At 51.5% G+C, this 26,786-nt stretch carries 24 protein-coding genes; 18 read left to right on the forward strand and 6 right to left on the reverse strand.

Features of this window, described 5'->3' with window-relative positions; genetic code table 11:
• Window positions 1-9 precede the first annotated feature (9 nt).
• The 6 genes from rfbB (at window position 10) to HU175_RS05490 (ending at window position 5,043) form a co-directional block, all read left to right on the forward strand.
• Complete coding sequence (gene rfbB / locus HU175_RS05465) at window positions 10-1,074, forward strand: dTDP-glucose 4,6-dehydratase (RefSeq protein ID WP_176565625.1); 1,065 nt, start codon at window positions 10-12, stop codon at window positions 1,072-1,074.
• A 93-nt stretch (window positions 1,075-1,167) separates the two neighbouring features.
• The gene (rfbA, locus tag HU175_RS05470; protein ID WP_176565626.1) at window positions 1,168-2,028 is read left to right on the forward strand and encodes a glucose-1-phosphate thymidylyltransferase RfbA; all 861 of its coding nucleotides are present in this window, start codon (window positions 1,168-1,170) and stop codon (window positions 2,026-2,028) included.
• 263 nt (window positions 2,029-2,291) lie between these two features.
• Window positions 2,292-2,699: a hypothetical protein gene (locus HU175_RS05475; RefSeq protein WP_176565627.1), complete on the forward strand. Its 408-nt coding sequence runs from the start codon at window positions 2,292-2,294 to the stop codon at window positions 2,697-2,699.
• Between the two features lie 9 nt (window positions 2,700-2,708).
• On the forward strand, window positions 2,709-3,419 hold the full coding sequence (locus HU175_RS05480) for a hypothetical protein (RefSeq protein ID WP_176565628.1): 711 nt from the start codon (window positions 2,709-2,711) through the stop codon (window positions 3,417-3,419).
• A gap of 124 nt (window positions 3,420-3,543) precedes the next feature.
• Window positions 3,544-4,353, forward strand: a complete 810-nt coding sequence (locus tag HU175_RS05485; protein WP_176565629.1) for a sensor histidine kinase — start codon at window positions 3,544-3,546, stop codon at window positions 4,351-4,353.
• A gap of 24 nt (window positions 4,354-4,377) precedes the next feature.
• Window positions 4,378-5,043 (forward strand): response regulator transcription factor, encoded by a 666-nt coding sequence (locus HU175_RS05490; RefSeq protein ID WP_176565630.1) that lies wholly within the window; start codon window positions 4,378-4,380, stop codon window positions 5,041-5,043.
• A 2-nt stretch (window positions 5,044-5,045) separates the two neighbouring features.
• Here HU175_RS05490 and HU175_RS05495 read toward each other — a convergent pair whose 3' ends face one another.
• A complete protein-coding gene (locus HU175_RS05495) occupies window positions 5,046-5,834 on the reverse strand; it encodes an SDR family oxidoreductase (protein WP_176565631.1) in 789 nt (262 codons plus the stop codon).
• A 151-nt stretch (window positions 5,835-5,985) separates the two neighbouring features.
• On the opposite strand from HU175_RS05495, the gene HU175_RS05500 reads away from it, so the two are divergent.
• From HU175_RS05500 to HU175_RS05515, 4 genes are all read left to right on the forward strand, one after another.
• Window positions 5,986-7,437 carry a DASH family cryptochrome gene (locus tag HU175_RS05500; RefSeq protein ID WP_176565632.1) on the forward strand — a complete coding sequence of 484 codons (1,452 nt, stop codon included), beginning with the start codon at window positions 5,986-5,988 and terminating at the stop codon, window positions 7,435-7,437.
• A 70-nt stretch (window positions 7,438-7,507) separates the two neighbouring features.
• Window positions 7,508-8,089, forward strand: coding sequence for a LemA family protein (locus tag HU175_RS05505; RefSeq protein WP_176565633.1), 582 nt, complete (start codon window positions 7,508-7,510; stop codon window positions 8,087-8,089).
• 60 nt (window positions 8,090-8,149) lie between these two features.
• Window positions 8,150-8,584, forward strand: coding sequence for a TPM domain-containing protein (locus HU175_RS05510; RefSeq protein ID WP_176565634.1), 435 nt, complete (start codon window positions 8,150-8,152; stop codon window positions 8,582-8,584).
• A gap of 7 nt (window positions 8,585-8,591) precedes the next feature.
• Window positions 8,592-9,419 (forward strand): TPM domain-containing protein, encoded by an 828-nt coding sequence (locus tag HU175_RS05515; RefSeq protein ID WP_410528589.1) that lies wholly within the window; start codon window positions 8,592-8,594, stop codon window positions 9,417-9,419.
• Window positions 9,420-9,434: 15 nt separating this feature from the next.
• On the opposite strand, the gene HU175_RS24755 is transcribed toward HU175_RS05515, so the two are convergent.
• The 4 genes from HU175_RS24755 to HU175_RS05530 form a co-directional block, all read right to left on the reverse strand.
• Entirely contained in the window at window positions 9,435-9,752 is a 318-nt protein-coding gene (locus HU175_RS24755) for a hypothetical protein (RefSeq protein ID WP_228724331.1), read from the reverse strand.
• A gap of 55 nt (window positions 9,753-9,807) precedes the next feature.
• Entirely contained in the window at window positions 9,808-10,317 is a 510-nt protein-coding gene (locus HU175_RS24760) for an Rpn family recombination-promoting nuclease/putative transposase (RefSeq protein ID WP_228724332.1), read from the reverse strand.
• 140 nt (window positions 10,318-10,457) lie between these two features.
• Complete coding sequence (gene lpcA, locus HU175_RS05525) at window positions 10,458-11,033, reverse strand: D-sedoheptulose 7-phosphate isomerase (RefSeq protein WP_176565636.1); 576 nt, start codon at window positions 11,031-11,033, stop codon at window positions 10,458-10,460.
• 106 nt (window positions 11,034-11,139) lie between these two features.
• Complete coding sequence (locus HU175_RS05530) at window positions 11,140-12,159, reverse strand: LLM class flavin-dependent oxidoreductase (protein ID WP_176565637.1); 1,020 nt, start codon at window positions 12,157-12,159, stop codon at window positions 11,140-11,142.
• A gap of 250 nt (window positions 12,160-12,409) precedes the next feature.
• Between HU175_RS05530 and HU175_RS05535 the strand changes: the two genes are divergently transcribed.
• From HU175_RS05535 to HU175_RS05560, 6 genes are all read left to right on the forward strand, one after another.
• Entirely contained in the window at window positions 12,410-12,967 is a 558-nt protein-coding gene (locus tag HU175_RS05535; RefSeq protein ID WP_176565638.1) for an RNA polymerase sigma factor, read from the forward strand.
• Window positions 12,968-13,015: 48 nt separating this feature from the next.
• Window positions 13,016-14,023, forward strand: coding sequence for a FecR family protein (locus HU175_RS05540; RefSeq protein WP_176565639.1), 1,008 nt, complete (start codon window positions 13,016-13,018; stop codon window positions 14,021-14,023).
• Between the two features lie 141 nt (window positions 14,024-14,164).
• Window positions 14,165-17,668, forward strand: a complete 3,504-nt coding sequence (locus HU175_RS05545; RefSeq protein WP_228724333.1) for a SusC/RagA family TonB-linked outer membrane protein — start codon at window positions 14,165-14,167, stop codon at window positions 17,666-17,668.
• 20 nt (window positions 17,669-17,688) lie between these two features.
• Window positions 17,689-19,221 (forward strand): SusD/RagB family nutrient-binding outer membrane lipoprotein, encoded by a 1,533-nt coding sequence (locus HU175_RS05550; RefSeq protein WP_176565640.1) that lies wholly within the window; start codon window positions 17,689-17,691, stop codon window positions 19,219-19,221.
• Window positions 19,222-19,282: 61 nt separating this feature from the next.
• Complete coding sequence (locus tag HU175_RS05555) at window positions 19,283-20,203, forward strand: RraA family protein (protein WP_176565641.1); 921 nt, start codon at window positions 19,283-19,285, stop codon at window positions 20,201-20,203.
• Between the two features lie 34 nt (window positions 20,204-20,237).
• Window positions 20,238-21,722, forward strand: coding sequence for a mandelate racemase/muconate lactonizing enzyme family protein (locus HU175_RS05560; RefSeq protein WP_176565642.1), 1,485 nt, complete (start codon window positions 20,238-20,240; stop codon window positions 21,720-21,722).
• Between the two features lie 62 nt (window positions 21,723-21,784).
• Here the strand turns inward: HU175_RS05560 and HU175_RS05565 are convergent, their stop codons facing one another.
• Complete coding sequence (locus tag HU175_RS05565) at window positions 21,785-23,926, reverse strand: alpha-amylase family protein (protein WP_176565643.1); 2,142 nt, start codon at window positions 23,924-23,926, stop codon at window positions 21,785-21,787.
• Between the two features lie 214 nt (window positions 23,927-24,140).
• Between HU175_RS05565 and HU175_RS05570 the strand changes: the two genes are divergently transcribed.
• Entirely contained in the window at window positions 24,141-25,205 is a 1,065-nt protein-coding gene (locus HU175_RS05570) for a 6-bladed beta-propeller (protein ID WP_176565644.1), read from the forward strand.
• An 11-nt stretch (window positions 25,206-25,216) separates the two neighbouring features.
• On the forward strand, window positions 25,217-26,740 hold the full coding sequence (locus tag HU175_RS05575) for a c-type cytochrome domain-containing protein (protein ID WP_176565645.1): 1,524 nt from the start codon (window positions 25,217-25,219) through the stop codon (window positions 26,738-26,740).
• The last annotated feature ends 46 nt before the right edge of the window (window positions 26,741-26,786 follow it).

Below are 26,786 nucleotides of genomic sequence, written 5' to 3' on the forward strand. Positions count from 1 at the left end.
AGCCAATTCATGAAAAAGATATTGATTACAGGCGGAGCCGGCTTTATTGGCTCACACGTTGTTCGCCTGTTCGTAACAAAATATCCCGAGTACCAGATTTATAACCTCGACGCGCTGACTTACGCCGGTAATCTGGCGAACCTGTCGGATATCGAAAACGCGCCGAACTACACCTTCATTAAGGGTGATATCACCGACGCGAAATTCCTAGAGGATATGTTCGCCGAGTTAGACCTCGACGGCGTCATCCACTTAGCCGCTGAGTCGCACGTTGACCGGTCGATTACTGACCCAATGTCTTTCGTGCTGACGAACGTAGTGGGTACGGTTAACCTGCTGAACGCGGCCAAAAACAGCTGGCAGAAAGGCGAAACCGGCTTCGAGGGAAAGCGGTTCTACCACGTATCGACGGACGAGGTATATGGCTCGCTACACAACCCTGAAGATTTCTTTACCGAGGAAACAGCTTACGATCCACAGTCACCTTACTCCGCGTCGAAAGCCGCGTCTGACCATTTTGTCCGGGCCTACGGCAATACGTACAAAATGCCGGTTGTGCTGTCCAACTGCTCGAACAACTACGGCCCGAATCACTTCCCCGAGAAGCTGATTCCGCTGATGATTCACAATATCCAGACAAACAAACCCCTGCCCGTTTACGGTAAAGGCGAAAACGTACGCGACTGGCTGTTCGTTGTCGATCATGCCCGCGCTATCGATACGATTTTCCACACGGGTAAACTGGGTGAGACGTACAACATCGGCGGGTTCAATGAGTGGAAAAACATCGATCTGGTGAATTTGCTGTGCAGTATCATGGACCGCAAGCTGGGTCGCCCGGAAGGTACATCGGCGCAGTTGATTACCTACGTGACGGACCGCGCCGGACACGACCTGCGTTACGCTATTGACGCTAAAAAAATCATGAATGAACTAGGCTGGCAGCCATCACTGCAATTCGAGCAGGGTCTCGAAAAAACGGTCGATTGGTTCCTGGACAACCAGGCGTGGCTTGACAACGTTACGTCCGGCGCCTACCAGAGCTATTACCAGGGCATGTACGAGAACAGATAAAAGAGCGAAAGAGCGAAAGAGTGAGAGAGTGATACCATCTGGAACAGTCTTTCGCTCTTTCATTCTTTCACTCTTTCACTCTTTTAAAACAAGATGAAAGGAATTATTCTTGCCGGGGGATCCGGTACGCGTTTGCATCCGCTTACGCTGGCAGTCAGTAAACAACTAATGCCGGTTTACGATAAGCCGATGATTTATTACCCGCTGTCGATTCTGATGCTGGCGGGCATCCGGGAGATTCTGATTATTTCGACTCCCCATGACCTGCCGCATTTTCAAAAGCTGCTGGGCGATGGCACCCGGATCGGCTGCCAGTTCAGTTATGCCGTGCAACCTAGTCCGGATGGACTGGCGCAGGCGTTTGTTATCGGCGAAGAGTTCATCGGCAACGATAAAGTAGCGCTGGTTCTGGGTGATAACATATTCTACGGGTCGGGTCTGTCAAAGCTGTTGCAGGCCAACAACGACCCGGACGGAGGTGTTGTCTACGCCTACCAGGTGCACGACCCAGAGCGCTACGGCGTAGTTGAGTTCGACGACTCCTTCAACGTGCTGTCGATTGAAGAGAAGCCCGAAACACCCAAGTCGCACTACGCGGTTCCAGGGCTTTATTTCTACGACAACGACGTCGTCGATATTGCGAAGAACATCAAACCATCACCCCGTGGTGAGTTGGAAATTACCGACGTGAACCGGGTCTATCTGGAGCGTGGCAAACTGAAAGTTGGCGTCCTGGACCGGGGAACGGCTTGGTTAGATACCGGTACGTTCGTATCGCTGATGCAGGCTGGTCAGTTTGTGCAGGTTATTGAAGAGCGGCAGGGCCTGAAAATCGGCTGTATTGAAGAGATTGCCTACCGCATGAAATTCATCGATGCCGAGCAATTGAAAGCTGTTGCAAAACCATTGGTTAAAAGCGGCTATGGTCAATACCTGCTGGATATATTACGGTAAATAAATTAAAGTACAGTGATGAAACGCTGGAGCTATTGCTCCGGCGTTTCGTGTTTTTGGGCGATAAGATTAGACAGGGGTATTCCTTATTCTGGTACGTAGTTCTACGCATATTTTTTAGATAAGTGGTTGATTATTAGTAAATGTTTAGAATGGGACGCTTTGTTAAGTACCGCTCGCGTTGAGGTAAGTTTTATTTTTAATGGCGCTTTCCGCAACTATCCCTACAAACATCAACCAATATCAACAAAGCCCTTTATTCCATGAATGTGAACGTATTTACGAAAGATGCCGGACGGATTCTCAGTCCAAAGGAAGCTCAGTCGCTAAAAAACACCTACAAAGAGCGTAAACTGGCAGCTCACCTGAAAGAAGACGAATACATCCGCTCCGAGTTTTTTGGGGCTGACCAGATAGCGCGTCTGCTGTCGCAGCCGGGTTGCGTTGGTCTTCGTATTCATCATGCTAAACGTTGGGAAGATACGAACGGTAAGCCAACCGAAACGGGAAAAGGTCAGCTGATTCCCCGTGTCCTGTTAACGGGTGTTGATTCCAATGGTGATGATATGCCGATTTATGCCGACATCGTTGGTCTGAAAGATATGCCAGAAAATGGTGGGGGTGGGGCCGTTGGCGATGGGTGGACCTGCCCACAACATTGCCGAAACTAAGCTGAACGTATGTGGGAACGATTTCTGGATTTAAGCACCCGGTATCCTCTTGATCTGCTTGCCCACCTGAGTAGTCTGCTACCCATACTGTCGGGTTTAATCCGGTTCAGGCAGTTGGACCGGGCTGGCGTCTGGATATGGCTCCTGTTTGTATTTTTCTTCACCAAAGATACCTATTCGCTATGGCTGGTATTGTTTGCCAGAAGCACAACGTTTGTGCAGAACGTCGAAGCCTTTTTTCAGGTAATATTTATTGGGCTGATCTTCTACTGGTCATTTGAGTCGAAAAAATCAAAACAGATCATTATTGGCGTATTGATACTATCACTGGCAGGAATTTCGTACACGTATAGCAGCAGCAACGTATCGACGATGTCGATGGCCATTGTCCGGATTGTATCTATTGGACTTTCGCTGGCTTATTTCAACAAAATTCTGGTCGATATGCGGATTAAGAATATTCTGCTGCATACCCTGTTCTGGTTCTGCGCGGGGTTACTTGTGTACGCGTCCGGCACGTTTTTCAGTATGCTGTTCAGCGAATACTGGTATGGCGACATCACGCAGGTTCCTGCTGAAATCTTTGACCGGTACTGGAACATCTGCCAGATGCTGTTCATTATTTTCTGCTGCATTACGTCAGTCGGGTTCTGGACTAGTAAGCGCGATCGCGAAAATTTCTTTGATAATACCCGAAAGACTCAGCAAATAGCGGTGTAATACCTGCTTTGCATGACAAAAGGTCTGTTACCTTTTACTCAATCCTATGCGCAACTTATTGACATTCAGTAGCTGATCGCCAATTTTACTGTGGAATAATTAACCTGCAAATTTCTGCGTAGTCATGAGTTCTGGTTTTGTCATTGCTGTTGGAACGGCCGTGCTGTTAACGATGGCGGTGTTTATCATCGTCTTCGTTGCCTATTACCAGCAAAAGCAGGTAAGGCAGCAGCTCGCGCTCAAAGAAATGCAGGAACAACACCGGCGTGAACTGATGGCTGCTACGTTTCGGGGGCAGGAAGGCGAACGTCGTCGGCTGGCCGAGGATCTGCACGATAGCATCGGTACCATGCTGTCGGTGACGAAGATGAACCTGAATCAGATTGAGCGTTTCTCGAATGAGAACAACGTCCGGCTTAGCCTTCAGATGCAGAAAACCCGCGCTATTCTGGACGAAACCATGTTCAACGTCCGGCGCATCAGCCGTGATCTGGTACCAACGACACTTGAGCGATTTGGCTTGCTGGCCGCCCTGGAAGAACTGGCCGACCGGGCGACGAGTGATGATCTGCAGGTTCAGATCGATTGCCCGTCTATGGCCGGGCAATGGCCATCGTCGCTGGATCTGACGCTGTACCGAATTGCACAGGAACTGATCAACAATGCCATCCGCCACGCGCGGGCCCAGCAGATTGTCGTGCAGCTTTATTGCTTCGACAACGAGGTGCGCCTATCGGTGCTGGATGATGGGATCGGCTTCGATTTTGATGCCATTATGGAGAATAAACAGCGAGGTATTGGCCTGCGTAACATCGAAAGTCGGCTGAGCGTCATGAACGGCCACGTAACAGTTGACGCTGCACCGGGACGAGGTACCCGAGTCCACGCCCAGGTTAGTCTTCTGGATCTTCAGCCGGCCATTATGCCTGGTTAACTCAATACCCAACTTTTTATCGATATGCGTAAAATTAGACTAGGACTCTGTGATGACCATAACCTGTTTCGGGTGGGCATGAGCTCAATTCTAAATCAGGTACATGATTTTGAATTAATCGTAGAAGCCAGCAATGGCAAGGAGCTGATCGACCGGATACCCCGCAAAACGCCCGACGTGCTGTTGCTTGATCTGCAGATGCCGGTTATGGATGGAACGGTCACCGCTGATTACCTGCGGGATAATTTTCCGCTCGTAAAAATCATCGTCCTGACCATGCACGATGAAGACCGGATGGTGCTGCACCTGCTGGAAAAAGGCGTTAGCGGTTACCTGCTCAAAGATGCTGATGAAGGCGAAGTCGAAAAGGCCATCCGTAAGGTAATGGACGAAGGCGTTTACCTCAACGATTTCGTTTCTAAGGCTATGCTTCGCAAGATGACCAACAAAAACAAGGTCGTTAAACCACTCGCGTCGAATGGACTTTACAACCGTAAGATTCTAATCTCCGATCGGGAGAAAGAAGTTCTGACGCTACTTTGTGAGGGATTGTCGACGAACGAGATCAGCGAAAAAATCTTCCTGAGCCCCCGTACGGTCGAAGGCCACCGCCTGCGGATCCTGGAGAAAACAGGCACCAAAAACACCGCCGGCATGGTGGCTTTCGCCTTCCGGAACAATCTGGTTTGAGACTACAGACTACCCGTCCGGCCCCCGTCAACCGGTACGTTGATGCCATTGATGGAGGCCGCTGCGGGTGTGCACAAAAAGGCTACGGCGGCACCTACCTCTTCGGGTTCAACGAAGCGCCCCGTAGGAATCTCCTGTTGCATCTGCGTAGTAACTTCCTCTTCTGTTTTTCCGGTGGATTTGGCCCGCATCGACAGTACCGAATCCAAACGGGCGGTGCGCGTGTAGCCCGGTAATACGTTGTTGACCGTAATACCGAACTGCGCAATCTCCAGTGAGAGGGTTTTGGACCACTGCGCTACGGCCCCCCGAATGGTGTTCGATACGCCCAGCCCCACAATAGGCTGCTTAACCGAGGTTGAAATGATATTCACAATACGTCCGTAACCTGCCTTTTTCATGGCCGGAACAACGGCCTGCACCAGCGCCTGATTATTCAGCAGGTGATTGTGAAACGTCTGCACGAAGGCGTCGGCCTGAGCGTCAATCAGTGGGCCACCCGCCGGACCGCCGGTGTTATTGATCAGGATATGCATGTCCGGATAGCTCGCCAGATGCTTCGAAATAGCATCGGATACAGCACTGGCTTCAGCAAAATCGGCAACGATGTATCGGTGAGCTTGTCCCCGTGACGTATCCAAGCCGCTGATCGTTTCCTGTAATTTTTCTTCGTTACGGGCCATCAGGACAACGTTGGTTCCCAACAACGCCAGCTCAACGGCCGATGCCCGGCCAATTCCCTGCGTACTCCCGCACACGAGCGCGGTTTTTCCGGTCAGATCAAGATTCATAGTTTGTGTCAGTTTTAGGCAATATACGGCTGCTGTATCTCCTTTAAACGCAAACAAAAGAAGATTGGACAAGATCGCGATTGCAAACAGCAGGAACTAATAAGCTTGTCAGGAGTTGTTTTGGTACGTAGTACCGAGATTATCTGTTTGTATGCCTAAACGTATTCTTTACTGGTTCCGCAACGACTTGCGGCTGCACGATAACGAAGGATTTGCCCGCGCGGTGGCCGATGCCGACGAAGTGCTGCCCGTCTTTGTCTTCAACCCCGATTGGTTTGTTCGACTACCTGATATCAATGTTTGCAAAACGGGCGCCTACCGAACGGCGTTTATACTTGAGAGCGTGGCCGACCTACAGCGGTCGCTGAAAGAAAAAGGCGTTGACCTCATTATCCGGATGGGAAATACAGCCCGTATTCTGGCTGAGCTGGCCGAAGAAATTGGTGCTGAGGCTGTGTATGCCAGCAAAGAAGTTACGCAGGAAGAAACCGACGTCGAGTCGGATCTGAGCAAACTGCTGAAGCCGCTTAACGTCGATCTTGAGTTTTTCTGGATGGCTACGCTCTACCACGTTCGTGATCTGCCATTTTACGTCTCTCGCCTGCCGAATCAATTTACGCAGTTTCGGGAGCAGGTAGAAAAGTCCGCAACGGTGCGTGAATTGATCCCGTCTCCTGCTACTATCGTGAGTGTTCCCGATATATTCGCTGGCGAACTGCCAACGCTGGAAACCTTTAGTTTTGTAGCGGCAGAAAGTCAGCAGGACGGGCGGGCTGCTATTCGGTTCAAAGGCGGGGAATCGGTCGGCCTGGCCCGGCTGAATGCGTATCTCTGGGAGGCTGATCTGGCAAAAACGTATAAGGAAACCCGCAATGGTATGCTGGGCGAAGACTATTCGTCTAAATTCTCGGCCTGGCTGTCGATGGGCTGCCTGTCGCCCCGGCAGATTTACTGGGAATTGCAGCGGTACGAAAGCGAGCGGGTAAAAAACGAGTCGACTTACTGGCTGGTGTTTGAGCTGCTCTGGCGCGACTTCTTCCGGTTTACGGCACTACGCTACGGTACGCGTTTGTTTAAGCCAAGCGGAATTAAATATGACCTCACCAAACGGGGCAATCGTGATCTGGTTCTCTTTCAGCAGTGGGCCAGCGGCCAGACGGGCATTCCCTTCATCGACGCCAACATGCGCGAACTGAACGAGACGGGGTACATGTCCAACCGGGGGCGTCAGAACGTAGCAAGTTTTCTGGTGAAAGACCTGGGCGTCGACTGGACCTGGGGCGCTACGTATTTCGAAAGCCTATTGGTCGATTATGACCCGTGCAGCAACTGGGGCAACTGGAACTACATCGCCGGGGTCGGGAACGACCCGCGACAGGACCGGTATTTTAATATCTATAGCCAGGCCAGGCGGTATGATGAACAGGGAAGTTATGTGAAATACTGGCTGCCGGAACTGGCTGCTGTACCCGCCGACAAAATTCATCTGGTATCGAATCTGAGCGCTGACGAGCAGACGGCCTGTAATGTAATGCTGGGTGATACGTACCCATTACCAGTCATCAATCCAAATCACTGGCTTACGGAAGAAAAACACCGTTAGCCTAAAAGTTGAAAACAAATCACCACTTCTGCGGAGTTTTGGTGTAGAAAATCACTACAGGAACATAACCATGTCAAGAACCTTAATTATCGTTGTCGTTATTGCTATCGCCCTAGGCTTCTATGGCTGTAGCTCATACAATGGTCTGGTCGAAAAAGATACGCAGGTCGATCAGGCCTGGTCGCAGGTGCAAACGCAGTACCAACGTCGGTCCGATCTGATTCCCAACCTGGTCAATACCGTAAAAGGCGCGGCTAACTTTGAAAAAAGTACGCTGGAAGCCGTCATCAAGGCGCGGGCCAGTGCCACGGGTATCAACCTGAGCGCCGACCAGCTGACGCCGGAGAATATTCAGAAATTTCAGGCGGCTCAGGAACAGTTGAGTGGTTCGCTGTCGCGGCTGCTGGCCGTAGCCGAAAACTATCCGCAGTTAAAAGCCACGCAGAATTTCTCTGAATTACAGGCGCAACTGGAAGGTACCGAAAACCGGATCGCGGTTGCCCGTAACGATTTCAACGGCGCGGCTACCAGCTACAACCAGTCGGTACGTTCGTTCCCGAACAACATCTTCGCCGGTATTTTCGGCTTTCAGCGCCGGGGCTTATTCGAAGCGTCACAGGCGGCCCAAAACGCGCCAACGGTACAGTTTTAGTCAGCAGTCGGGCCAGTGACTACTAAATGGCGCTGGCCCGACTCCACAAAACCTTCCCGTATGAATCCTCATTTTACGCCCAACGAACAGCAGCGTATCGTCAGTGCCATTCGCCAGGCCGAGAAAACCACCTCGGGCGAAATCCGGGTGCATGTCGAACAGCATTGCCCGGATGCCGATCCTGTTCAGCGGGCCGTCGACGTCTTTGGCCGGCTGGGTATGCACCAGACCAAAGAACGTAACGGCGTATTATTTTATCTGGCGCTCACGGATCGGAAGTTTGCCGTTATTGGCGATAAAGGCATCAACTTTAAAGTACCCGCTGATTTCTGGGCAGGTACGAAAAACTTGTTACGGGAGCATTTTGCCGCTGGCGACTACGTAGGTGGCCTAAGTAAGGGCATTGAACGAGCGGGGCAGCAGCTACGGCAGTATTTCCCCCATGCCGGCGCGAACGATACCAACGAGCTTTCCGACGATATATCGTTTGACTAAAAATTCTGTGAATAGATCTGTTTCAACGTTTCGTGGTTTCCGATCAACGGCCTGGCCAGTATTGCTGGTGCTGTTGTTGCTCGCCTTTCGGCTACAGGCGCAGGTAAGTAGTGCCGATTCCGTGATTCCAAACCGGCCAAATCCACCCCGATTGGTCAACGATTTGGTGGGGATTCTGAGCCGCAGCGACCGGGCGCAACTGGAGCAGAAGCTACGATTGTACAACGACTCTACCTCCACACAGATCACGATTGTCATCGTACGTGATACCGATCCATACCCAATTGGTGATTTCGCGTTTCAGGTAGGCCGGAAATGGGGCGTTGGGCAGAAAGGAAAAAACAATGGACTAGTACTGGCCTGGGCTACCCAGACCCGAAAAATATTCATCGCCACGGGCTATGGCCTGGAAGGGGCTATACCCGATGCTATTGCTAAGCGAATCATCTCCAACAAGATTGTACCAGCCTTTAAGCAGGAGCAGTATTACGCTGGTCTCGATGCGGCTACAACGGAGATCATCCAGCGTGCCCAGGGCGAATACAAGGCCGAACCCCGTGAGAAATCAGACGGCGGTGGATCGAGCATCTTTTTTATAATCATTATCGTCATGATCGTGGTCTTTTTCATTTCCCGACGAAATGGTGGGGGCGGACGCAACAATAGGAATCGGGGCGGAGGTTTCTTTCCACCTGTCTTTTTTCCAACATCAACCTACTCTGGCTGGGGAAGCTCCGGCGGTGGAGGTGGTGGTTTTGGGGGCGGTGGCGGAAGTGATTTCGGCGGCTTCGGTGGGGGTAGCTTCGGCGGTGGTGGCGCCGGGGGGAATTATTAAAAGTTGTGCAACTGGCTAAGCTAATTTTTGCCTGACTGTTTCGACAAATTCGGCAGAAACGCCAGTGATAGCTGCAATTTTATCGTTATCAAAATCTGTCTGATGAAGAAGGTTAGCAATAATGGTTTCTTTCGCCTGATTTTTTCCCTCTTCAATTCTTTTCTGCTCGTTCTTAATGGCCAGTGCGTTGGCTGAGAGAGTCATCTCGTAAAACAGGCGGTTTTCGGGCGTCATTGCGCGCGTGTCCAGTTCTTTAATAGCTATGTCCAGCCACTCTTCCGTCCAGAATTGAGGAAACTGAGTAGGTGTATTAGTTGTGTCGAGTGTTTTCATCGTATAGATCAGCTTATCTAAGTCCGTTTCTACTTCACTTATTGCTTTATTAAACTTATCTAACTCTACAGTGATAAACCCGGGCCGCCGGTGCGGTAGTTTGGTCATCAATCAGTTCTCCGTTATTATTCTTTAGCGTAGCAACGTTATGATAGTCAGTAATGTGCGGGAAAATGCTGACGGCTATGATACCAATACAATAGATTTTAGGTAAGCCTTCAAATTGATATTTTCCTTTTAAGATGATAGTGTTTAGTCGATACAGTGTGTAAAACTTCATGCGTTGAATAAACGTGGGATACTTCCCCAGTTGCATTTCGACGATGAAGTTATTACCCCGCTCGTCAACGCAAAACAAATCGTATATTCCACTGCGACTATCGCGCGTTATTCCCTGAATCTCATTTTGAATAAACTGAACCTCATTAATAGCTAACGGAGACTGGATGAGCGCTTGTAATGCCTTCCGTAAAAATCGGGTATCAGATTCATTTCCGAAGGTTACTTTGAATCCATAGTCGGAAAGGATAGAGATAAATCGCTCGTTGCTGTGGTACAAGTTCATGCCTCAATATAGTCGCAAATAGGCCAGCAGAAGCTCGTTCCTCGTCGTAAATATTTCTCGATCAGCTAAAAGGTAATTGTCTCGTTGAGATTGTAAAAGAAAAAGCGTAACTGACATTTCCGGTTACGCTTTTTTATCTTCTACCCAATCACCTGTTTTTCAATCAGCAGAATGAACAGGTGAATAACTTTGATGTGTATCTCCTGAATCCGGTCAGCGTAGCCAAAGTGCGGAACGCGAATTTCGACGTCGGCCTGCCCGGCTAATTTGCCCCCGTCCTTACCCGTCAGCAGTACGACTTTCATACCCTTCTGGCGGGCGGCTTCGACGGCGCGGATGATGTTGCCCGAATTACCACTGGTGCTCAGCCCGAGTAAGACGTCGCCTTCATTTCCCAGACCTTCCAGGAAACGGGAGAACACGTGTTCGTAACCAAAATCATTGCTGACGCACGAGAGGTGACTTACATCTGAAATGGCGATAGCTGCCAGTGAGCGTCGGTTATCGCGGTAACGACCCGACAACTCTTCGGCGAAGTGCATCGCGTCGCAATGGGAACCGCCATTGCCGCAGGAAATAATTTTCTTACCGCTTTTTAAAGCATCGGCCATCAGGACGGCCGCCTGTTCGATAGCGGTAAGGTTATCAGGATTATTCAGAAACGTATCCAGAACGGATTGTGCTTCGGTTAGTTCGTGACGAATCAGGTCAAGCATGAAGATGCGTACTAATGTTGCAGACTAATAAAGTACAAAGGTTACCCTTTCCCCGCAACTCTACAAGACTGATGCCCACTCACTAGCCCGAAACTAACCCGCATACTCAGTCCTGAACGCCGGCCAATTGTTGCTCCTCGGCTAGTTCGTTACGGGCTTCCATCGCAATCTCGAATGACCGCAGGCGGGCCTGATGATCGAAGATAGATCCGGTCAGAATTACCTCGTCTGGTTGTGTCTGGTCGATAAACCGTTTCAGCCAGTCTTTCACCGTGTCGCGCGAGCCAACCGCCGAGTACCGTAGCGTATGGTCGATGATGGCTTGTTCAGCACTCGACCAGGCCTTATCCGGGTTATCCAGCGGTGGTGGCATAGGACCGGGCATACCAAAGCGAATGTTGATAAACTGCTGCTGAAGCGACGTGTAAAGCCGCTGGGCCTCCCGGTCCGTATCGGCAGCAACCACATTGGCCGCCACCATAACATAAGGCTTTTCTAACTGCTCCGACGGCTTGAACCGGCTGCGATATAACTGAATAGCCCGCATCAACTCGTTGGGTGAGAAGTGGGAAGCGAAGGCGTAGGGAAGCCCCAGCAGAGCCGCCAGCTGAGCACCAAACAAACTCGACCCCAGTATCCAGATCGGTACGTTCAGACCCGCACCGGGTACGGCCCGTACCTGTTGACCGGGTTCAGCAGGCTGAAAATAGCGCTGCAGCTCGACTACATCCTGCGGAAACGTATCGGGGCCCGTCTGATCGCGACGCAAGGCGTAAGCGGTTGCGCCGTCGGCACCGGGCGCGCGACCCAGTCCCAGGTCAACCCGGCCCGGATACATGGATTCCAGCGTACCAAACTGCTCAGCAACAACCAGAGGGGAGTGGTTTGGGAGCATGATACCTCCCGAGCCAACACGGATAGTTTGGGTGCCCGCAGCTACGTAACCAATGACCACCGATGTAGCGGCACTGGCTACACCCGTCATATTATGATGTTCGGCCAGCCAGAACCGGTTATAGCCCCAGGCTTCGGCGTGTTGCGCCAAATCCAGTGAGTTACGAAACGATTGAGCCGCCGAACTGCCTGCCGTAATTGGCGAAAGGTCCAGCACAGAAAAGGGAATCATAGCGGTAGTGCGTTTTGATACATTTAAAACATTGAATGTGTCATAAAAGCTCCCAATAGCTCTACAACTATTCGCTGACTGCCAATTAATGAGACTACGCTCGATTTTATCTAATTGTTAAAGTTTTATATGTTATCAGAAAAATTATACTTAGTTCGTGATCATTGTATTATTAGTAGTATTTTTAAAATCATTTAGGGATTTTTTTCTTTCAGTTGACTATACATAAACCGTCTACCAATTATCTCGGATGAAGTACCAGTCGATTTCGGATGAGCAGCTCATACTGTTTCTCAAAGACGGCGATACCGTTGCCTTTGAAGAAATTTATAACCGGTACTGGTACAGATTATTTGGGCTGGCGTATCAGCAGACGGGAACAAAAGAAGAAGCCGAAGAACTGGTGCACGACCTGTTCGAAAGCATCTGGAACAGACGGCAGCAGATCGTGATCAACCATCTGGGAGCATATCTGATGGTGGCCATGAAGCACCTGGCAACGAATTACATCAAGTCGCAGATTAACCACCGGAAGCTGCAGGAGTACCTGATCTTTCACCAGATGCAGCAGTCGTTCTCCACCGAGGAACTGGTCAACTACGGCGATCTGTCCGACGCACTAAAGGAAGTAATGAAGAAACTACCCGAGAAGACCAGCGAGATTTTCAAGCTGAGCCGATTCGAAAATCAGTCCGTCAAGGATATTGCCAGTTTGCTGAACCTGTCGGAAAAAGCCGTTGAGTACCACATTACCAAATCCATGAAACTACTGAAGGAAAACCTGAGAGCCTACCACAATTACAATTAAGTCGCTTATCACGATTCCGTGTTTCATCTATTCTGAAACGTCCCTGACATGTCACAGTACGAGTTTGACCAGCTCCTTCAGAAGTATCTCGCCGGCGGCTGTGAACCTGCTGAGGAGAAATTGATTGCTGACTGGTGCGAACGCACGGATGGGCAACTGCCGACATCCATCGATAACCGGGAGCAGGACGCAATTCGGCAGCGACTGTGGACACGGCTATCGTCGACGATCAACGGCAAACCGCGAAGACGACCGCTCTTTTTTCAGAAACGGGGCCTGGGCATTGTCTGCGGATTGTTCCTGCTGGTTGGCATTGGTTTCTGGGTACGCAATACCAGCACATCAGAACCCCCGCTATTAACCCAGTTCACGTTGTCAGGAGGAAATCGCGAAGTGTGCAATACCGGGAAACAACCGCAGACAATCTGGCTGGAAGAGGGAACAATGGTTACGTTACAGCCCAAGGCGGTGTTGAATTATCCCGTTCATTTTGCCCGGCAGGACCGGACGGTATTTCTGAAAGGCGAGGCTTTTTTCAATGTAAAACGCAACCCAGCCAAGCCCTTTATTGTGCATACCGGCGAGTTGGTGACCGAAGTGCTGGGAACGAGCTTTAGGATCAAGGCCAGCGAAGACGCCAAAGAAATCGAGGTCGCTGTGGTAACGGGCCGGGTGGCGGTGTATCAGATGAGCGACCGGGAGGTGAAGCAACGGAAAGAAGTGATTCTGAAACCAAACCAGAAGATCGATTTCGATAGTCGCCGGAAGCAGCTGATTCCCAGTTTGGTCGATCATCCGACCAGGCTGATTGCCAAACGCCAGCCTGTACAGCTGGTTTTTGAGGCTGTTCCGCTGCAGGACGTATTAACGCAGCTGCAGGCGATTTACGGAATTGATATTTTCCTGGAGAATGACGTTCTGACGGCCTGCGTATTAACGGCGGATTTAACCGATCTGCCGCTCTACAAACAACTTGAATTGATCTGTAGATCGCTCAACGCTGATTACGAAACCAGAGGTACCAGCATTTTCATCCGTGGTGTGGGGTGCCAGTAATACTGCGGATTCAACTTCATCAATTTCTTAACGAAACAGGCTGTAACAAACGCCATGAGCGATTCGTGTAGCTGCCTGCCCTGGTCCATTAACGGGCCGAATAAACAATGCCATTGCGTACTCTTAAACCCTTGTACCTATATGAAAATTAAGTTCTACGTACGATTCCCCTGGCGGAATGTACTTTGTCTGTGCGTTACGTGCGCACTGCTGCTGGGTGCTGGCAGCAGCATCGTACGGGCCCGCCCCACCCATGCCCAGGAAATCCTGAACCGAACGCTGTCCATTAAGCTGGAATCGGTGGATGTGAAAAATGCCCTGTCGCAGATTGAAAAACAGGCGAACGTGCGGTTTGTCTACAGTCTACAAACTATTCAGCCATCGAGAAAGGTATCACTACGGGCCGAGAATCAGAAGTTGTCTGCTATTCTTAACGAATTGCTGACGCCCATCGGTGTGACGTATGAGGAAGTTAGCTCCCGGATTGTGCTTCGAAAAATAAATTTGAAGGCGGAGGTCAATTCGTTGTCCACAGAGCAGCCGTTACCCCCAGTCACCATTACCGGCCGAGTAATAGATCGATCCGGAGCACCTGTTCCGGGCGTAACGATTCTAGTGAAAAATAGTCAGACGGGCACCACTACCGATGCGACAGGAAAGTTTTCAATTACTGCACCGGATGACGGCGTACTGATTTTCAGTGCGATTGGTTTCGAGCGACAGGAAGTAGCAGTAGGCAATCAGACGCAGCTGACCGTATCCATGACGGAAGCTGATCAGAGCCTGAATGAAGTAGTTGTAACGGCGCTGGGGATCAAAAAAGAAGCGAAGCGACTCGGCTATGCAACCGCCGTAGTCAGTCCTGAGCAAATTACGACCAACCGTACCGTCAATTTTATGAACGCCCTGCAGGGCAAGATTGCCGGGGTAAACATCAGCAACCTTGGTACAGGTGCTGCGGGTACCAGTAAAATCCGGATTCGGGGACAGTCGTCATTTTCCGGACAGAACAGTCCACTGATTGTCATCAACGGAGTACCAGTAGACAATACCAATTTCGGGCAGAATAACGGCAATACAGGTAGTGACAACTCGATCGCCAACCGTGGGGCCAATTACTCGGATGGGGGTGATGGTCTTTCGTCCATCAACCCGGATGATATTGAAGGAATGACCGTACTGAAAGGCGGCACGGCAGCTGCTTTGTACGGCTCTCGGGCGAAGGATGGAGTAATCATGATCACGACCAAAACAAAAGGGAGTGGTCAGGGGATCGGTGTAACGTACAATACAAACTTTACGACCGATCACGCGCTGGATTATACAGACTTTCAGTATGACTACGGACAGGGAGAATACGGCGTTCGGCCAACGGCACCCAACCCAACATCGGGCGTATGGAGTTTCGGAGAGCGGTTTGCGGGACAGACACAGGTTCTTTTTAATGGGCTAGTGCTGCCCTACGAGCCGATTCGCAACCGGATTAATAAATTTTACCGGGAAGGCTCGACCTGGACCAACTCAATCGCTGTCTCGTCCGGTAGCGATAAAGGAGGTTTCAACCTGTCGGTATCCAATACGGATAACAAGGGTATTACGCCCAACAATACGTTTAACCGGAAGACGATCAACCTGGGATTCAGTTATAACCTGTCGCCCCAGCTCACGGTAACGGGGACAATCAATTACTCGAACGAGAATAATAAAAATCCACCCCAGATCGGTCAGCAGGATAACAGCATTCCGACCGTATTATACACGCTGGCCAACTCCTTGCCGCTGGAAGTACTGAACGCCAATCAGATTAATCCGGCCACGGGCAATGAGTACGTGTATTCCCGCTTCCAGAACCGGACGAACCCATACTTCGTGCTGAATAATAAATTTGAAAATATTCGTCGCGACCGGCTCTTCGGCAATCTTGCCGCCCGCTATAACGTAACAGACTGGTTGTATGGCCAGGTGCGCGTTGGGCAGGATTTCTGGGCGCGCGATCAGGACTACAACTTCCCAACGGGCCAGGCATCCCTGGCCGCTGCTCCAGCCGGGTTTGTTAATGGGAACTACGTACAGGAAGCCCGTCGGTTCCGGGAGTTGAACACCGACTTCCTGATCGGTGCTAATCGGAAGTTCGGGCCAATTGGTGTTGACCTGACCGTGGGGGGCAACCAACTGTATCGCCGGAGTGATCTGAACAGTGTACTGGTGACCGATTTCATTGTGCGGGGACTGTACGTACCGCAAAATGGCCGCGTCAAGGATCCCCTTTATGGATTAAGTGAGCGAAAAGTCAATTCGTTGTATGGCGCGGCTGAGTTTTCTTACCAGGACTTTTTGTATTTGAACGCCACGGTGCGTAACGACTGGTTCTCTACGCTTGCGCCCGGAAATCGCAGCATTTTGTATCCATCAGTAACAGGAAGCTTTGTATTCTCCCAGGCGTTTTCGTCGTTACCCCGCTGGCTGAATTTTGGTAAGCTGCGGGCAGCTTATGCCGAAGTAGGCAGCGATGGTGACGTAGCGCCTTACTCGAACAATCTATTCTATGCCGTTGCCGCCAATCTGTTTCCTAACTCCGCTGGTCTGAACCAGCCGGTTGGCACCATTACGTCCAATACCGTTCCAAATGCCAACCTGAAACCAAGCCGGACGGCTGAAACCGAGGTTGGGCTGGAAATGAAGCTGTTCGATAGCCGGGTTGGTCTGGATCTGGCGTTCTACAACAAAATCACGAGCGATCAAATTGTAGCCGCGCAAACCTCCGATGCATCTGGCTATACCAGCACGCTCATCAACAACGGCGCCAGTCGAAACCGAGGGGTAGAAGTTCTGCTTAACCTGGTTCCCGTTCGGACAAAGGATTTCTCCTGGGATATTACGTTGAATGGCTCCTACAACCAGACAAAACTGCTGCGGCTGCTCACCGAAACACCGGGCGAGCAGATTGTGGTGGGCACCGGTATTTACGTGGGCGAACTGCGCCAGGTTGTCGGACAGCCGCTGGGGCAGTTGTACACGTATGGTTACCAGCGTGACGCACAGGGACGTATTGTACACGGCGGTGACGGGCTGCCCCTGCGTACGCCGTCACCAATTTCGCTGGGATCAGCCCTGCCGAAATTTCTGGGTGGCATCACGAACAGCTTTGCTTATAAAGGCATCAACCTATCGGTACTGGTAGACTTCAAACTCGGCGGTAAAATGATTTCGGGAACAAACCTGAATTTGTTCCGGCACGGGCTGCAGAAAGAGACGCTGGTTGGCCGGGGTGATCCCGACAATAAAATGGTCGGAGCCGGGGTGAACCAGAATGGTGAAGCCAACACGGTCCGGGCTTTTGTACAGGATTACTACTCGGTAGGACGCTCCAAGAGTCTGGGCGAACAGGTAATCTATGACGCTGGCTTCTGGAAACTACGGCAAATCAGTCTGGGCTATGATTTTACAAAATTCCTTCCCAAATCCCTCTTCATCAAAGGGATCCGGGTCAGCGCCGTAGCTAACAATGTTGCTGTCCTGAAAAAATGGGTGCCCAACATCGATCCTGAACAGTTTGGCTTCAGTTCCGACAATCTAATTGGTCTTGAATCAACCGGCCTACCCATTACACGGAGCGTTGGCTTCAATTTGAACGTTCGCTTTTAATCGAAACTCTGTCCTGACTTATGAAAAAGATACATCTTCTGACCCCCTTCTGCGCGCTGCTCATTGGTTTGAGTGGCTGCGAGAAAGGATTCGATCAGCTAAACGTTAACCCAACGGCGGCTACGGCGTTGAATCCAGTCTTTACGTTTAATAACGCCATTATCAATACGTCTTTTCCGGCGTCTATTCTGATTTTTGAGGAGCCCATTGTTCAGCAAATGTTCAGTCCAAACTCGGGAATTATAGCCGGAGGTAACTACAACATTGATAACCGCGGATCGGCTGGGGCAAACGCAGCGCTGTGGCAGCGGTACTACCGGGACGTTATCCGGTATCTGGTTGACGGACTGGATAAAACAAAAAGCGATGCCAGCCGCAGCAACCTCTACAACATGATGCGAATCTGGAAAGCCTATGCGTTCATGGTGCTGACAGATACGTACGGCGATGTTCCGTACACCGAAGCCGGTATGGGTTTTCTGGGGAGCAACATCACGCCAAAATACGACGCGCAGGAAGCGATCTACACCGACATTCTGAAGGAGTTGACCGAAGCCACTGCAGCGCTGGATGCGACAAAGCCAACCGAAGCCGGTGAAGTAATGTATAGCGGTAACATTGATCGCTGGAAACGACTGGGTAACTCGCTGCTGCTGCGGGCCGGTATGCGCTTGTCGAAAGTAAATCCAACCCTGGCGCAGTCGACCGTACAGAAAGCCGTGGCCGGTGGGTTGATGCAGTCAAACGCGGATAACTGTGCTGTGCGGAACAATGCCAATTACCAGAACAGTGTTGGTACGACCCTTAACGCTACCGAAGCAGCCAACTACTACCTGACGGGGGCATTTGTTGATTATCTGAAATCAACCGAAGATCCACGGCTGGCGTCGATTGCTGTCCGGTACGTAGGGGCCAGAAGTGGCGTTGAGCAAACGGCTGCCCGGGCTAACCGAACGGCGGCCGTCCAGATCGGGATGCCGTTGGGCTACGACAATGGTAGTATACCCGCCCGGGCCTCTGCCGATGGACTAGCCAGTTTTTACGACTACTCGCAACTGGATCGGACCCGGCTGGGGCGATTCGACGTGCCCTGTTATCTGTTAACCTACGCCCAGACGCAACTGCTACTGGCCGAAGCCGCACAGCGCGGCTGGACTACGGGAAATGCGGCCGACTATTACAATGCCGGTGTAACCGCTCATATGCAGCAACTGGGAGACTATGATGCGACGTCGCTGGTATCGGCGGCTAACATTACGGCTTATTTACAGAAAAACCCCTACGTAGCGGCCAGAGGGCTCGAACAGATCAATACGCAATACTGGGTAGCGTCGCTGCTGAATGGTCCTGAGTTATTTGCCAATTTCCGCCGGAGCGGCTATCCGACGCTGAAGCCAAACCCGTATCCTGGAAAAGAAATCAAAGGAAATTTCATCAACCGGCTCAGCTATCCAGACGCGGAGATTTCGGTTAACCAGGCAAACCTAAATACGGTCGTGTCTCGGCAAGGTCCTGATAATCTGGATACCCGTGTCTGGTGGGATAAACAGTAGTTTGGTGAGCTACGGTGTCTTACTAAGAGAAATATATTCCTACAACCTTACACATTTCTATATGAAGGGTTCCTTATTCATCGCGGCTGCGCTGATTGGTTTGTGCGCACAGACGCAGGCGCAACAGATTGGCGCTAGCAAAGAAGCCATCATGGCTTACTCGCAGGAGTGGAAAGGCGAACGCTACCCCGACGGCCGGCCGAAAGTGTCGGATGATCTGGTGGAGCGGCTCAAAAACATATCCATCGAAGAGGCCTGGGGAGTCATGAAAAACGAAGGCTACAACAACCAGTTCGAAGCAGGCTGGCAGGTTATCCACCCCGATAAGGTGCTGGCTGGCCGCGTTGTGACGGCGCAGTACATGCCGTCGCGCCCCGATATGGAGAAACCCATCAAGGAGAAAGGGAAAGCAGAAAAACGGTCGGGTTCGCCCAACTCCTGGCCCATTGACGTACTGCAAACCAACGATGTGTACGTAGCAGATGGCTTCGGGAAGATCATCGACGGTACGCTGATCGGCGATAACCTGGGTAATTCCATTTTCGCTAAATCCAAAACGGGAGTGGTGTTCGACGGTGGGGTGCGCGATCTCGAAGGTCTCGAAGAAATCGACGGCTTCGTGGGCTACGTGCGCGGTGTCGATCCATCCTACATCAAGGAAATGATCATGACGGGTATTAACTGCCCCATCCGGATCGGTCGCTCGACGGTTCTCCCCGGCGACCTGGTGCTGGGCAAGAAAGAAGGGGTCATTTTCATTCCGGCGCACCTGGCCGAGAAAGTAATTACCAGCGCAGAGTGGGTAGCCCTGCAGGATGATTTTGGGCATCAGATGCTGCGGGAAGGTAAGTACACCCCCGGCGAAATTGATATGAAATGGAGTGCCGCTATCATTACTACGTTCCGGGGCTGGCTCAAGTCGCACCCAGAAAAAGTGAAAATGTCGGCGCAGGAACTCGAAAAGCGTATCACGGCACTTTAGTCGGTTAGCAACTCTTTAATCTTCCTATTACCCCATGAAAAATATCCTTGACCGTTTTGCCTATAAGCGCCCGGAACCCGCCGTTCCGGTTCCACAACCCGCCAATCCCGAACTCCAACGGGCCGATGATCGCCGGGGATTCCTGAAGAAATCGGCGTTGGGCGGCCTGTCGCTTGGCCTGTTGTTCGACCACGACAAGCAGGCTGAGATGGAGTATATCAGCCAGAAAGTAAACCGCAGTTCCAAACCGTCGGAATTGAGAATCACTGATATGCGGGTGGCTGTGCTGACGGGGGTGCCGTTTACGAGTCCCATCATCCGGATTGATACCAACCAGGGTATTTCGGGCTACGGCGAGGTGCGCGATGGAGCCAGCGCCAAATACGCGCTCTTCCTGAAAAGCCGGATTCTGGGCAAAAACCCCTGCAACGTCGAACAGTTGTTCAAGATCATCAAAGAATTCGGCCAGCATGGTCGGGCTGCGGGCGGGGTTTGTGGCGTCGAAATGGCGCTTTGGGATCTGGCCGGAAAAGCCTACGGGGTGCCGGTCTATCAGATGCTGGGCGGGAAGTACCGCGACGAAGTGCGGCTATACGCCGATACGCCCGAAGAAAAAGACCCAACGGCTTTTGCCAAGAAGATGAAAGCCGAGCGGATCGATAAAGGCTTTACGTTCCTGAAAATGGATTTTGGTATCGAACTCCTAGCCGATACGCCCGGTACGCTGATCGGTGCGGGAGTCTGGGACGTAAAACGACAGTTCGGAAATGCCCCTGTCGGACCCCGGCAGGTAGGTAGCTATAGCATGACCAAACACCCGTTTACGCGGGTGCAGGTGACCGACAAGGGGCTGGATATTCTGGCTGATTACGTCGAGAAGGTACGAAACGCTATTGGGTATGACATGCCGCTGGCGGCCGACCATTTCGGTCATTTCGACGTCAATACGGCAATCCGGCTGGGCAAGAGACTGGAGCGGTACCAACTGGCCTGGCTAGAAGATATGGTGCCCTGGTTCTATCACGATCAGTGGCGGCAGATTACCGAAGCGATCGAAACCCCAACGCTGACGGGCGAAGATATTTACCTGAAAGAAGAGTTTATCAAACTCGTCGATGCGAAAGCCGTCGACCTGATCCAGCCCGATCTGGCATCGTCGGGGGGGATTCTGGAAACCAAAAAGATTGGTGATTATGCCGAAGAAAAAGGCATACCGATGGCGATGCACTTTGCTGGATCGCCCATTTCGATGATGGCTAACGTGCACTGTGCGGCCGCTACTCAGAACTTTGTCGCGCTGGAACACCACGGCGTCGACGTGCCTTTCTGGGAGGATCTGGTAACGGGTATTGAGAAACCCATCGTAAATCAGGGGTTCATCCGGGTGCCGGATAAACCAGGCCTGGGCGTCGAACTAAACGAAGCCGTGGCCAAACAGCACATGATGAAAGACGAGCAGTATTTCGCCCCGTCCGACAGCTGGAACAAAGTCGAATCCTGGGACCGGACCTGGAGTTAAACTACCAGATGTACTAAGCTAATGGGTTGATTCAGGAAAGTTGTCTTTCCTGAATCAACCCATTAGTTGTTAATCAGAATGCCATCAAATTGCTCGAGTTTATCCAGCGTAAAATTGACGTAGCCATCCTGCCAGGTAAACGGCACGGCTTTATCGGTTGCCATCGACAGGAGCGAGGCTGGTTTCTTATCAGCTTTGACGCGGAAGGTAAGGTTGTAAATGGGCAGGGGCTTGAAATACGTATTACCGCTGAAACCCGTCAGGTTAACCAGATGCACGATCAGACCATCATCAGTTTTTCGGGATGGGTTTTGTCGTTCGTTCCGGCCGTACTGCTGCACAATCACTTCAACCCGCTCCGGCGCGTTAGTTTGCAGCAACTGACTGGCGTCAGGAAAAACACGATCGATAGCGTCAAGCAGCACGTTTTTGTGTTCCTGATAACCGTGCATATAATACAGCCGACCGAGGTTAATGGGTAAAATGACGTTCGTGCTACGCCCATATTTCTTCGTCGCCATACCGTAGTAACCCGTCGGATCATGCCCGCCAATAATTTCCGGTGGTCCGGGGCGTCCTTTCGCGAGAATGGGTAGGAATCGGGCGTCAGCTCCACTTAGATCGTATAATCCCAGGTTAAACTTCCAGAACAGCATTGTCTGGCCGGGCAGGCGTTTGAACAGTTCCTTATTATCGGGTCGGAGGTAGAAACCGCTGCCTTCGTGGTCACGGTTCACGATTTTAGCGCCGAACAAGTCCATCAAACTCGCTGCATTATCGAACATTGTCGTGTTCGTGGCAATCAGGTTCGTGCCCTGCTGGGAGGCATTACGTAACGCCTGCATCGACGCGGGGTTGAGGTACGTAATGTCCGGCAGAATCAGAAGTTGGTACTGCTTGAGCTTTTCGGCCTGTTTGTCCAACTGCGAATCCTCGATAATATCGAACGCCAGGTGGGCTTCCTTCAGCATCAGCTGAATCCCCCGATATTCCTGCATGGGTGCGCCACTCGGCCAGGAACCCGGTGCAACAATGGCGATTTTGGCAACCGAGGTATAATTACCGAAGTAGGGCTCGAACTTCTTATGGTGCGCATAAATCCGTTTGATGATGCCGAAATTCCGTTCGTCCTCGTAACCCCGCATATCGCCCATCATGCTGATGTCGAGACCCGAACCGTTGGCAATGTTCTCATACAGCCGGATCGCTACTTCTTCCGGTTCGACCGCGTTGTAGCGCGACTGAAACGAAATCTGCTGAATGCTGCTGTTGCTGATGATGTGGTCCGGGTAGGAATGAACCGCATTGTTCACGTTGTCGGACGCCGAGTAGGGCCAATAGGGCAGGCTGTTCGTCTGCGACTCGTGGCGAATAATGTCGACGTATTGATCCATGTACGTGCAGAGCGCAATCTGCTCATTCTTCGATTTAATAAGCGTGTGGAGCCGTTTGGTCCAGTCGTCGGTCGTAAATTTCTTGAACGCCTGGTACGTCTGGAAAACCGGGTCAGCTTTGTTTTCCTCCGTTGGTAGTTTCATGCTCTTGCTATAATCCGCAAAGCGCTTTTTGTCGTACTCGTTCTGGTCGATGCCGTGGTACTTTCCCTCATAGGGGTTATTGACCTGATAGCCCGGCATATTCAGGAAAACACCGTCGATGGGGTAGCGGTCGATAACTTCCTCGATGATCCGAAACGCCTTGTCCTGCACGTAGGGCGCGTTGATGGATACGACGTACATATCCGTGTTAATGATTCGCTCGCCTTTCGGTGATATGTAACACCAGTCCGGGTGGGCCTTGAAAATGCTTTCATGGACCCGACTGAAATCAAACCGTACCATAACCCGGATGCCGTGCTGGTGGCACTTCTCGACGACTTCGCCCAGCATGTTGGTTTTCATGTAGGGGTTCGTGTAGTGGAAATCGAGTTGCGTCGGGTAAAACGCCATGATGCCGCCCGCGTTGATCAGCAACGTATTGGCCGAACAGGCCAGCAGGTCTTTTACCAACGAGTCGGGGTTAAGCGTCGCGGCTTCGTAGGCAGGAAGATTGGTTTGAATCACTCGCAGGTTGTTTTGTTTCCACCAATAATTTGACGTTGGTTTCGTACTGGCTTTGGACGTAACGCGGGTGGCTTTTTGCGCCAGAATGGTGGTGTGAACCAGTAGCGTACTTATCAAAAAGAGAAGACGTAACAGCGTCATGCAGTGGATTGATTCAGGGTCTGAAGGCAATGCGTATAACAGGCGGAAAGGGCTGGATTTTACTGATCTTGGCGCAAAGAATTACTACCTGGCTTATGCATGAAGCTGTCATCAGATTAGATAAGTGTACGCTATTGGGCCGTTCAGTATAGAAGGCGTACCGTATGCTTTAGATATTGACTGTAGTCAAGAAACGACAACGGTCAGTATCTGTATGGCTTTTTCATCCCGTCGTGATTTCATCCGGCAAACCGTGTTGGCGACGGTGGCTGGCAGCAGCGCGTCTGCCTGGTTACCGGCACGTGCAGAACCCCGAAAAAACGAACCGGTTATTCTTGGGCATAATGGCTTCCGGTATCGGGTGGTGCCGGGCTGGGGCGTTCTGGATGCGGGAAAAAATCCGGTCAACGACTGCCACGAGATGGTGCAGGACGCCAAAGGTCGGATCATTCTGCTGACCAACGAGACAAAAAATAACGTGCTGATGTACGATAAATCGGGCAAGCTGCTCGGTACCTGGGGACACGATTACCCTGGCGGGCATGGACTGACCATTGGTGGAGAAGGGAATGAGCAATACTTAATCATCTGCGATACCGACCGGCATCAGGTGATCAAAACGGACCTCAACGGGCGGGAGCTGATGAAGATTGATTACCCGCGCGAAACGGGTACGTATGCCTATCCAACGCAGTTCAAACCAACCGAATCGGCCATCAATCCGGCTAACGGTGACATCTATGTGGTTGATGGATACGGCCTGAATTACGTTACGCAGTACGACAGCAGCGGTAAACTCATCCGTCAGTTTGGGGGTGGTGGGCAGGGCGACGCCAACTTCGATTGCTGTCACGGGATCGTTGTCGACCGACGGCAGGCAACGCCCACGCTGATCATCACCGACCGGCGACGGAATGCCCTCAAACGCTTCACCCTCGACGGAAAATATCTGTCGACCATTGCCCTGCCGGGTTCGTTCATCTGCCGGCCGGTCATTCATGGCGATCACTTATACGGAGCGGTTTACCGGAGTACGTCCGAACAGTACGCCGAGTCGGGGTACGTGCAGATTCTGGATAAGAATGATAAGGTCGTTTCCACGCCCGGCGGCTCCGAGCCAGTCTATCAGGCGGGAAAACTCATGGAGCAACGCAAAGAACTGGCAGGTTCGCCTTTTCTGCACCCGCACGATGTGCTGGTGGATGAAGACGAAAACCTGTACGTAGCGCAGTGGAGTTCGAAAAAAACGTACCCCGTCAAACTGGAACGGGTTGGCTAAGCGGATCAGGCATGAATGGATCAATCTGCTTATTAGCCGAACCCGTACAACCCGCCGACTGGATGCTGTTTTTGGGGCATTTTCATCCGCTGGTTGTTCACCTGCCCATTGGCTTTCTCCTAATCGCTGGCCTGCTCGAACTCGACCGGATCACGCGTCGCAATACCGTTAGTTCACACACGATTACCCTGATTCTTTTCTGGTCGGCGGTTAGTGCGACACTAGCCTGCGTGCTGGGCTATCTGCTATCGCTGGGTGGTGAGTACGAGGCCGACACGCTGGTGAGTCATCAATGGCTGGGGATTGGTGTGGCCGTCTTTGCCTGGCTGGCCTGGGCCGTCAAACGGGAGAACCTGGGACAGAAGCTCCCCGTCGTAAAGCGGCTGTATCTGCCCATACTAAGTGTTGCGATCGTGCTGCTGCTCGCGGCTGGGCATCAGGGCGGGAACCTCACCCACGGTTCTGACTACCTGACGCAATATGCCCCTGATCCTATCCGACAATTGGCTGGTCTGTCGCCTGCCGAGTCAGTAACACCGGCCAAACCGATTACCGATGTGAATCAGGCGATGGTGTACGAACAGATCATCAGCCCGATTCTGCAAAGCCGGTGCGTGCAGTGCCACAACGCCGACAAGTCGAAGGGCGGTTTACGTCTGGATAATCCCGAGCAGATTACGAAAGGAGCAAAAGAAGGACCCGTTCTGGTTGCTGGCAGCGGGGCACGAAGTACACTAATAAAAGTGTGTCTGTTGCCCGAAGACGACAAACACCACATGCCACCCAAAGGAAAGTCCCAGCTAACCGACAGTCAACTGGCCTTGCTGACCTGGTGGATTGATGAGGGTGCACCGTTTACCAAAAAAGTGGCCGAGTTGACGGTTAGCGAGACGGTACGTCCGGCGCTGGCGTCGCTGGAAACGAGGCAAACCGTACCAAATACGGCTTCCGACAAGCCAGACGGACCTGCGGCAGATTCACCGGTCCTGGCTATGAACGTACCCGCGGCAAATCCAATCGTAGTGGCCGAACTGAAAAAAATGGGCTTGATCGTGTTGCCGCTCTCCGAAACAAAAAATCAACTGGAAGTAAGTGCCGTAAACGTCCGCTCGTTTACGGATGCGCAGGCAGCTGAACTGACGAAACTTGGCGAGCAGATCGTCTGGCTTAAACTGGGCGAAACCAACCTGTCTGACGCTGGACTGGCTCAGATAGGAAAACTCAAAAACCTGCAGAAGCTGCATCTGGAACAAACGAAGGTGACCGATGCGGGCCTGAAATACCTGACCGATCTGACCAACCTGGAATACCTGAACTTATACGGTACGTCCATTACCGATGCCGGTCTGGTTCAGTTAAGCGGGTTGAAAAGCTTGAAAACGGTTTACCTGTGGCAGACAAAGGTGACCCCGTCAGGTATTGCCACCTTACAGAAAGCCCGTCCACAGCTTACTATAATTGGGGGCATTAACGAACAGGAGGTCGCCGATTTTGTAAAAACGACTTCGCCAGAAGAGAAGAAAGAAAACGAGTAAGTCAGCGGATGATTTGCCAACTTTTGGTAAGTATATTGGCTTTTTT

It is taken from the genome of Spirosoma sp. KUDC1026 (assembly GCF_013375035.1).
Classification (GTDB): Bacteria; Bacteroidota; Bacteroidia; order Cytophagales; family Spirosomataceae; genus Spirosoma.

Excerpts from the sequence above, each read along its gene's own strand:
- HU175_RS05505 (WP_176565633.1), top strand. The coding sequence starts at position 7,508 with ATGTCAAGAACCTTAATTATCGTTGTCGTTATTGCTATCGCCCTAGGC.
- HU175_RS05550 (WP_176565640.1), top strand. The coding sequence starts at position 17,689 with ATGAAAAAGATACATCTTCTGACCCCCTTCTGCGCGCTGCTCATTGGT.
- HU175_RS05575 (WP_176565645.1), top strand. The coding sequence starts at position 25,217 with ATGAATGGATCAATCTGCTTATTAGCCGAACCCGTACAACCCGCCGAC.
- HU175_RS05500 (WP_176565632.1), top strand. The coding sequence starts at position 5,986 with ATGCCTAAACGTATTCTTTACTGGTTCCGCAACGACTTGCGGCTGCAC.
- HU175_RS05540 (WP_176565639.1), top strand. The coding sequence starts at position 13,016 with ATGTCACAGTACGAGTTTGACCAGCTCCTTCAGAAGTATCTCGCCGGC.
- HU175_RS05475 (WP_176565627.1), top strand. The coding sequence starts at position 2,292 with ATGAATGTGAACGTATTTACGAAAGATGCCGGACGGATTCTCAGTCCA.
- HU175_RS24760 (WP_228724332.1), bottom strand. The coding sequence starts at position 10,317 with ATGAACTTGTACCACAGCAACGAGCGATTTATCTCTATCCTTTCCGAC.
- HU175_RS05485 (WP_176565629.1), top strand. The coding sequence starts at position 3,544 with ATGAGTTCTGGTTTTGTCATTGCTGTTGGAACGGCCGTGCTGTTAACG.
- HU175_RS05490 (WP_176565630.1), top strand. The coding sequence starts at position 4,378 with ATGCGTAAAATTAGACTAGGACTCTGTGATGACCATAACCTGTTTCGG.
- rfbA (WP_176565626.1), top strand. The coding sequence starts at position 1,168 with ATGAAAGGAATTATTCTTGCCGGGGGATCCGGTACGCGTTTGCATCCG.
- HU175_RS05565 (WP_176565643.1), bottom strand. The coding sequence starts at position 23,926 with ATGACGCTGTTACGTCTTCTCTTTTTGATAAGTACGCTACTGGTTCAC.
- HU175_RS05510 (WP_176565634.1), top strand. The coding sequence starts at position 8,150 with ATGAATCCTCATTTTACGCCCAACGAACAGCAGCGTATCGTCAGTGCC.
- lpcA (WP_176565636.1), bottom strand. The coding sequence starts at position 11,033 with ATGCTTGACCTGATTCGTCACGAACTAACCGAAGCACAATCCGTTCTG.
- rfbB (WP_176565625.1), top strand. The coding sequence starts at position 10 with ATGAAAAAGATATTGATTACAGGCGGAGCCGGCTTTATTGGCTCACAC.
- HU175_RS05570 (WP_176565644.1), top strand. The coding sequence starts at position 24,141 with ATGGCTTTTTCATCCCGTCGTGATTTCATCCGGCAAACCGTGTTGGCG.
- HU175_RS24755 (WP_228724331.1), bottom strand. The coding sequence starts at position 9,752 with ATGAAAACACTCGACACAACTAATACACCTACTCAGTTTCCTCAATTC.
- HU175_RS05480 (WP_176565628.1), top strand. The coding sequence starts at position 2,709 with ATGTGGGAACGATTTCTGGATTTAAGCACCCGGTATCCTCTTGATCTG.
- HU175_RS05560 (WP_176565642.1), top strand. The coding sequence starts at position 20,238 with ATGAAAAATATCCTTGACCGTTTTGCCTATAAGCGCCCGGAACCCGCC.
- HU175_RS05495 (WP_176565631.1), bottom strand. The coding sequence starts at position 5,834 with ATGAATCTTGATCTGACCGGAAAAACCGCGCTCGTGTGCGGGAGTACG.
- HU175_RS05530 (WP_176565637.1), bottom strand. The coding sequence starts at position 12,159 with ATGATTCCCTTTTCTGTGCTGGACCTTTCGCCAATTACGGCAGGCAGT.
- HU175_RS05535 (WP_176565638.1), top strand. The coding sequence starts at position 12,410 with ATGAAGTACCAGTCGATTTCGGATGAGCAGCTCATACTGTTTCTCAAA.
- HU175_RS05555 (WP_176565641.1), top strand. The coding sequence starts at position 19,283 with ATGAAGGGTTCCTTATTCATCGCGGCTGCGCTGATTGGTTTGTGCGCA.
- HU175_RS05545 (WP_228724333.1), top strand. The coding sequence starts at position 14,165 with ATGAAAATTAAGTTCTACGTACGATTCCCCTGGCGGAATGTACTTTGT.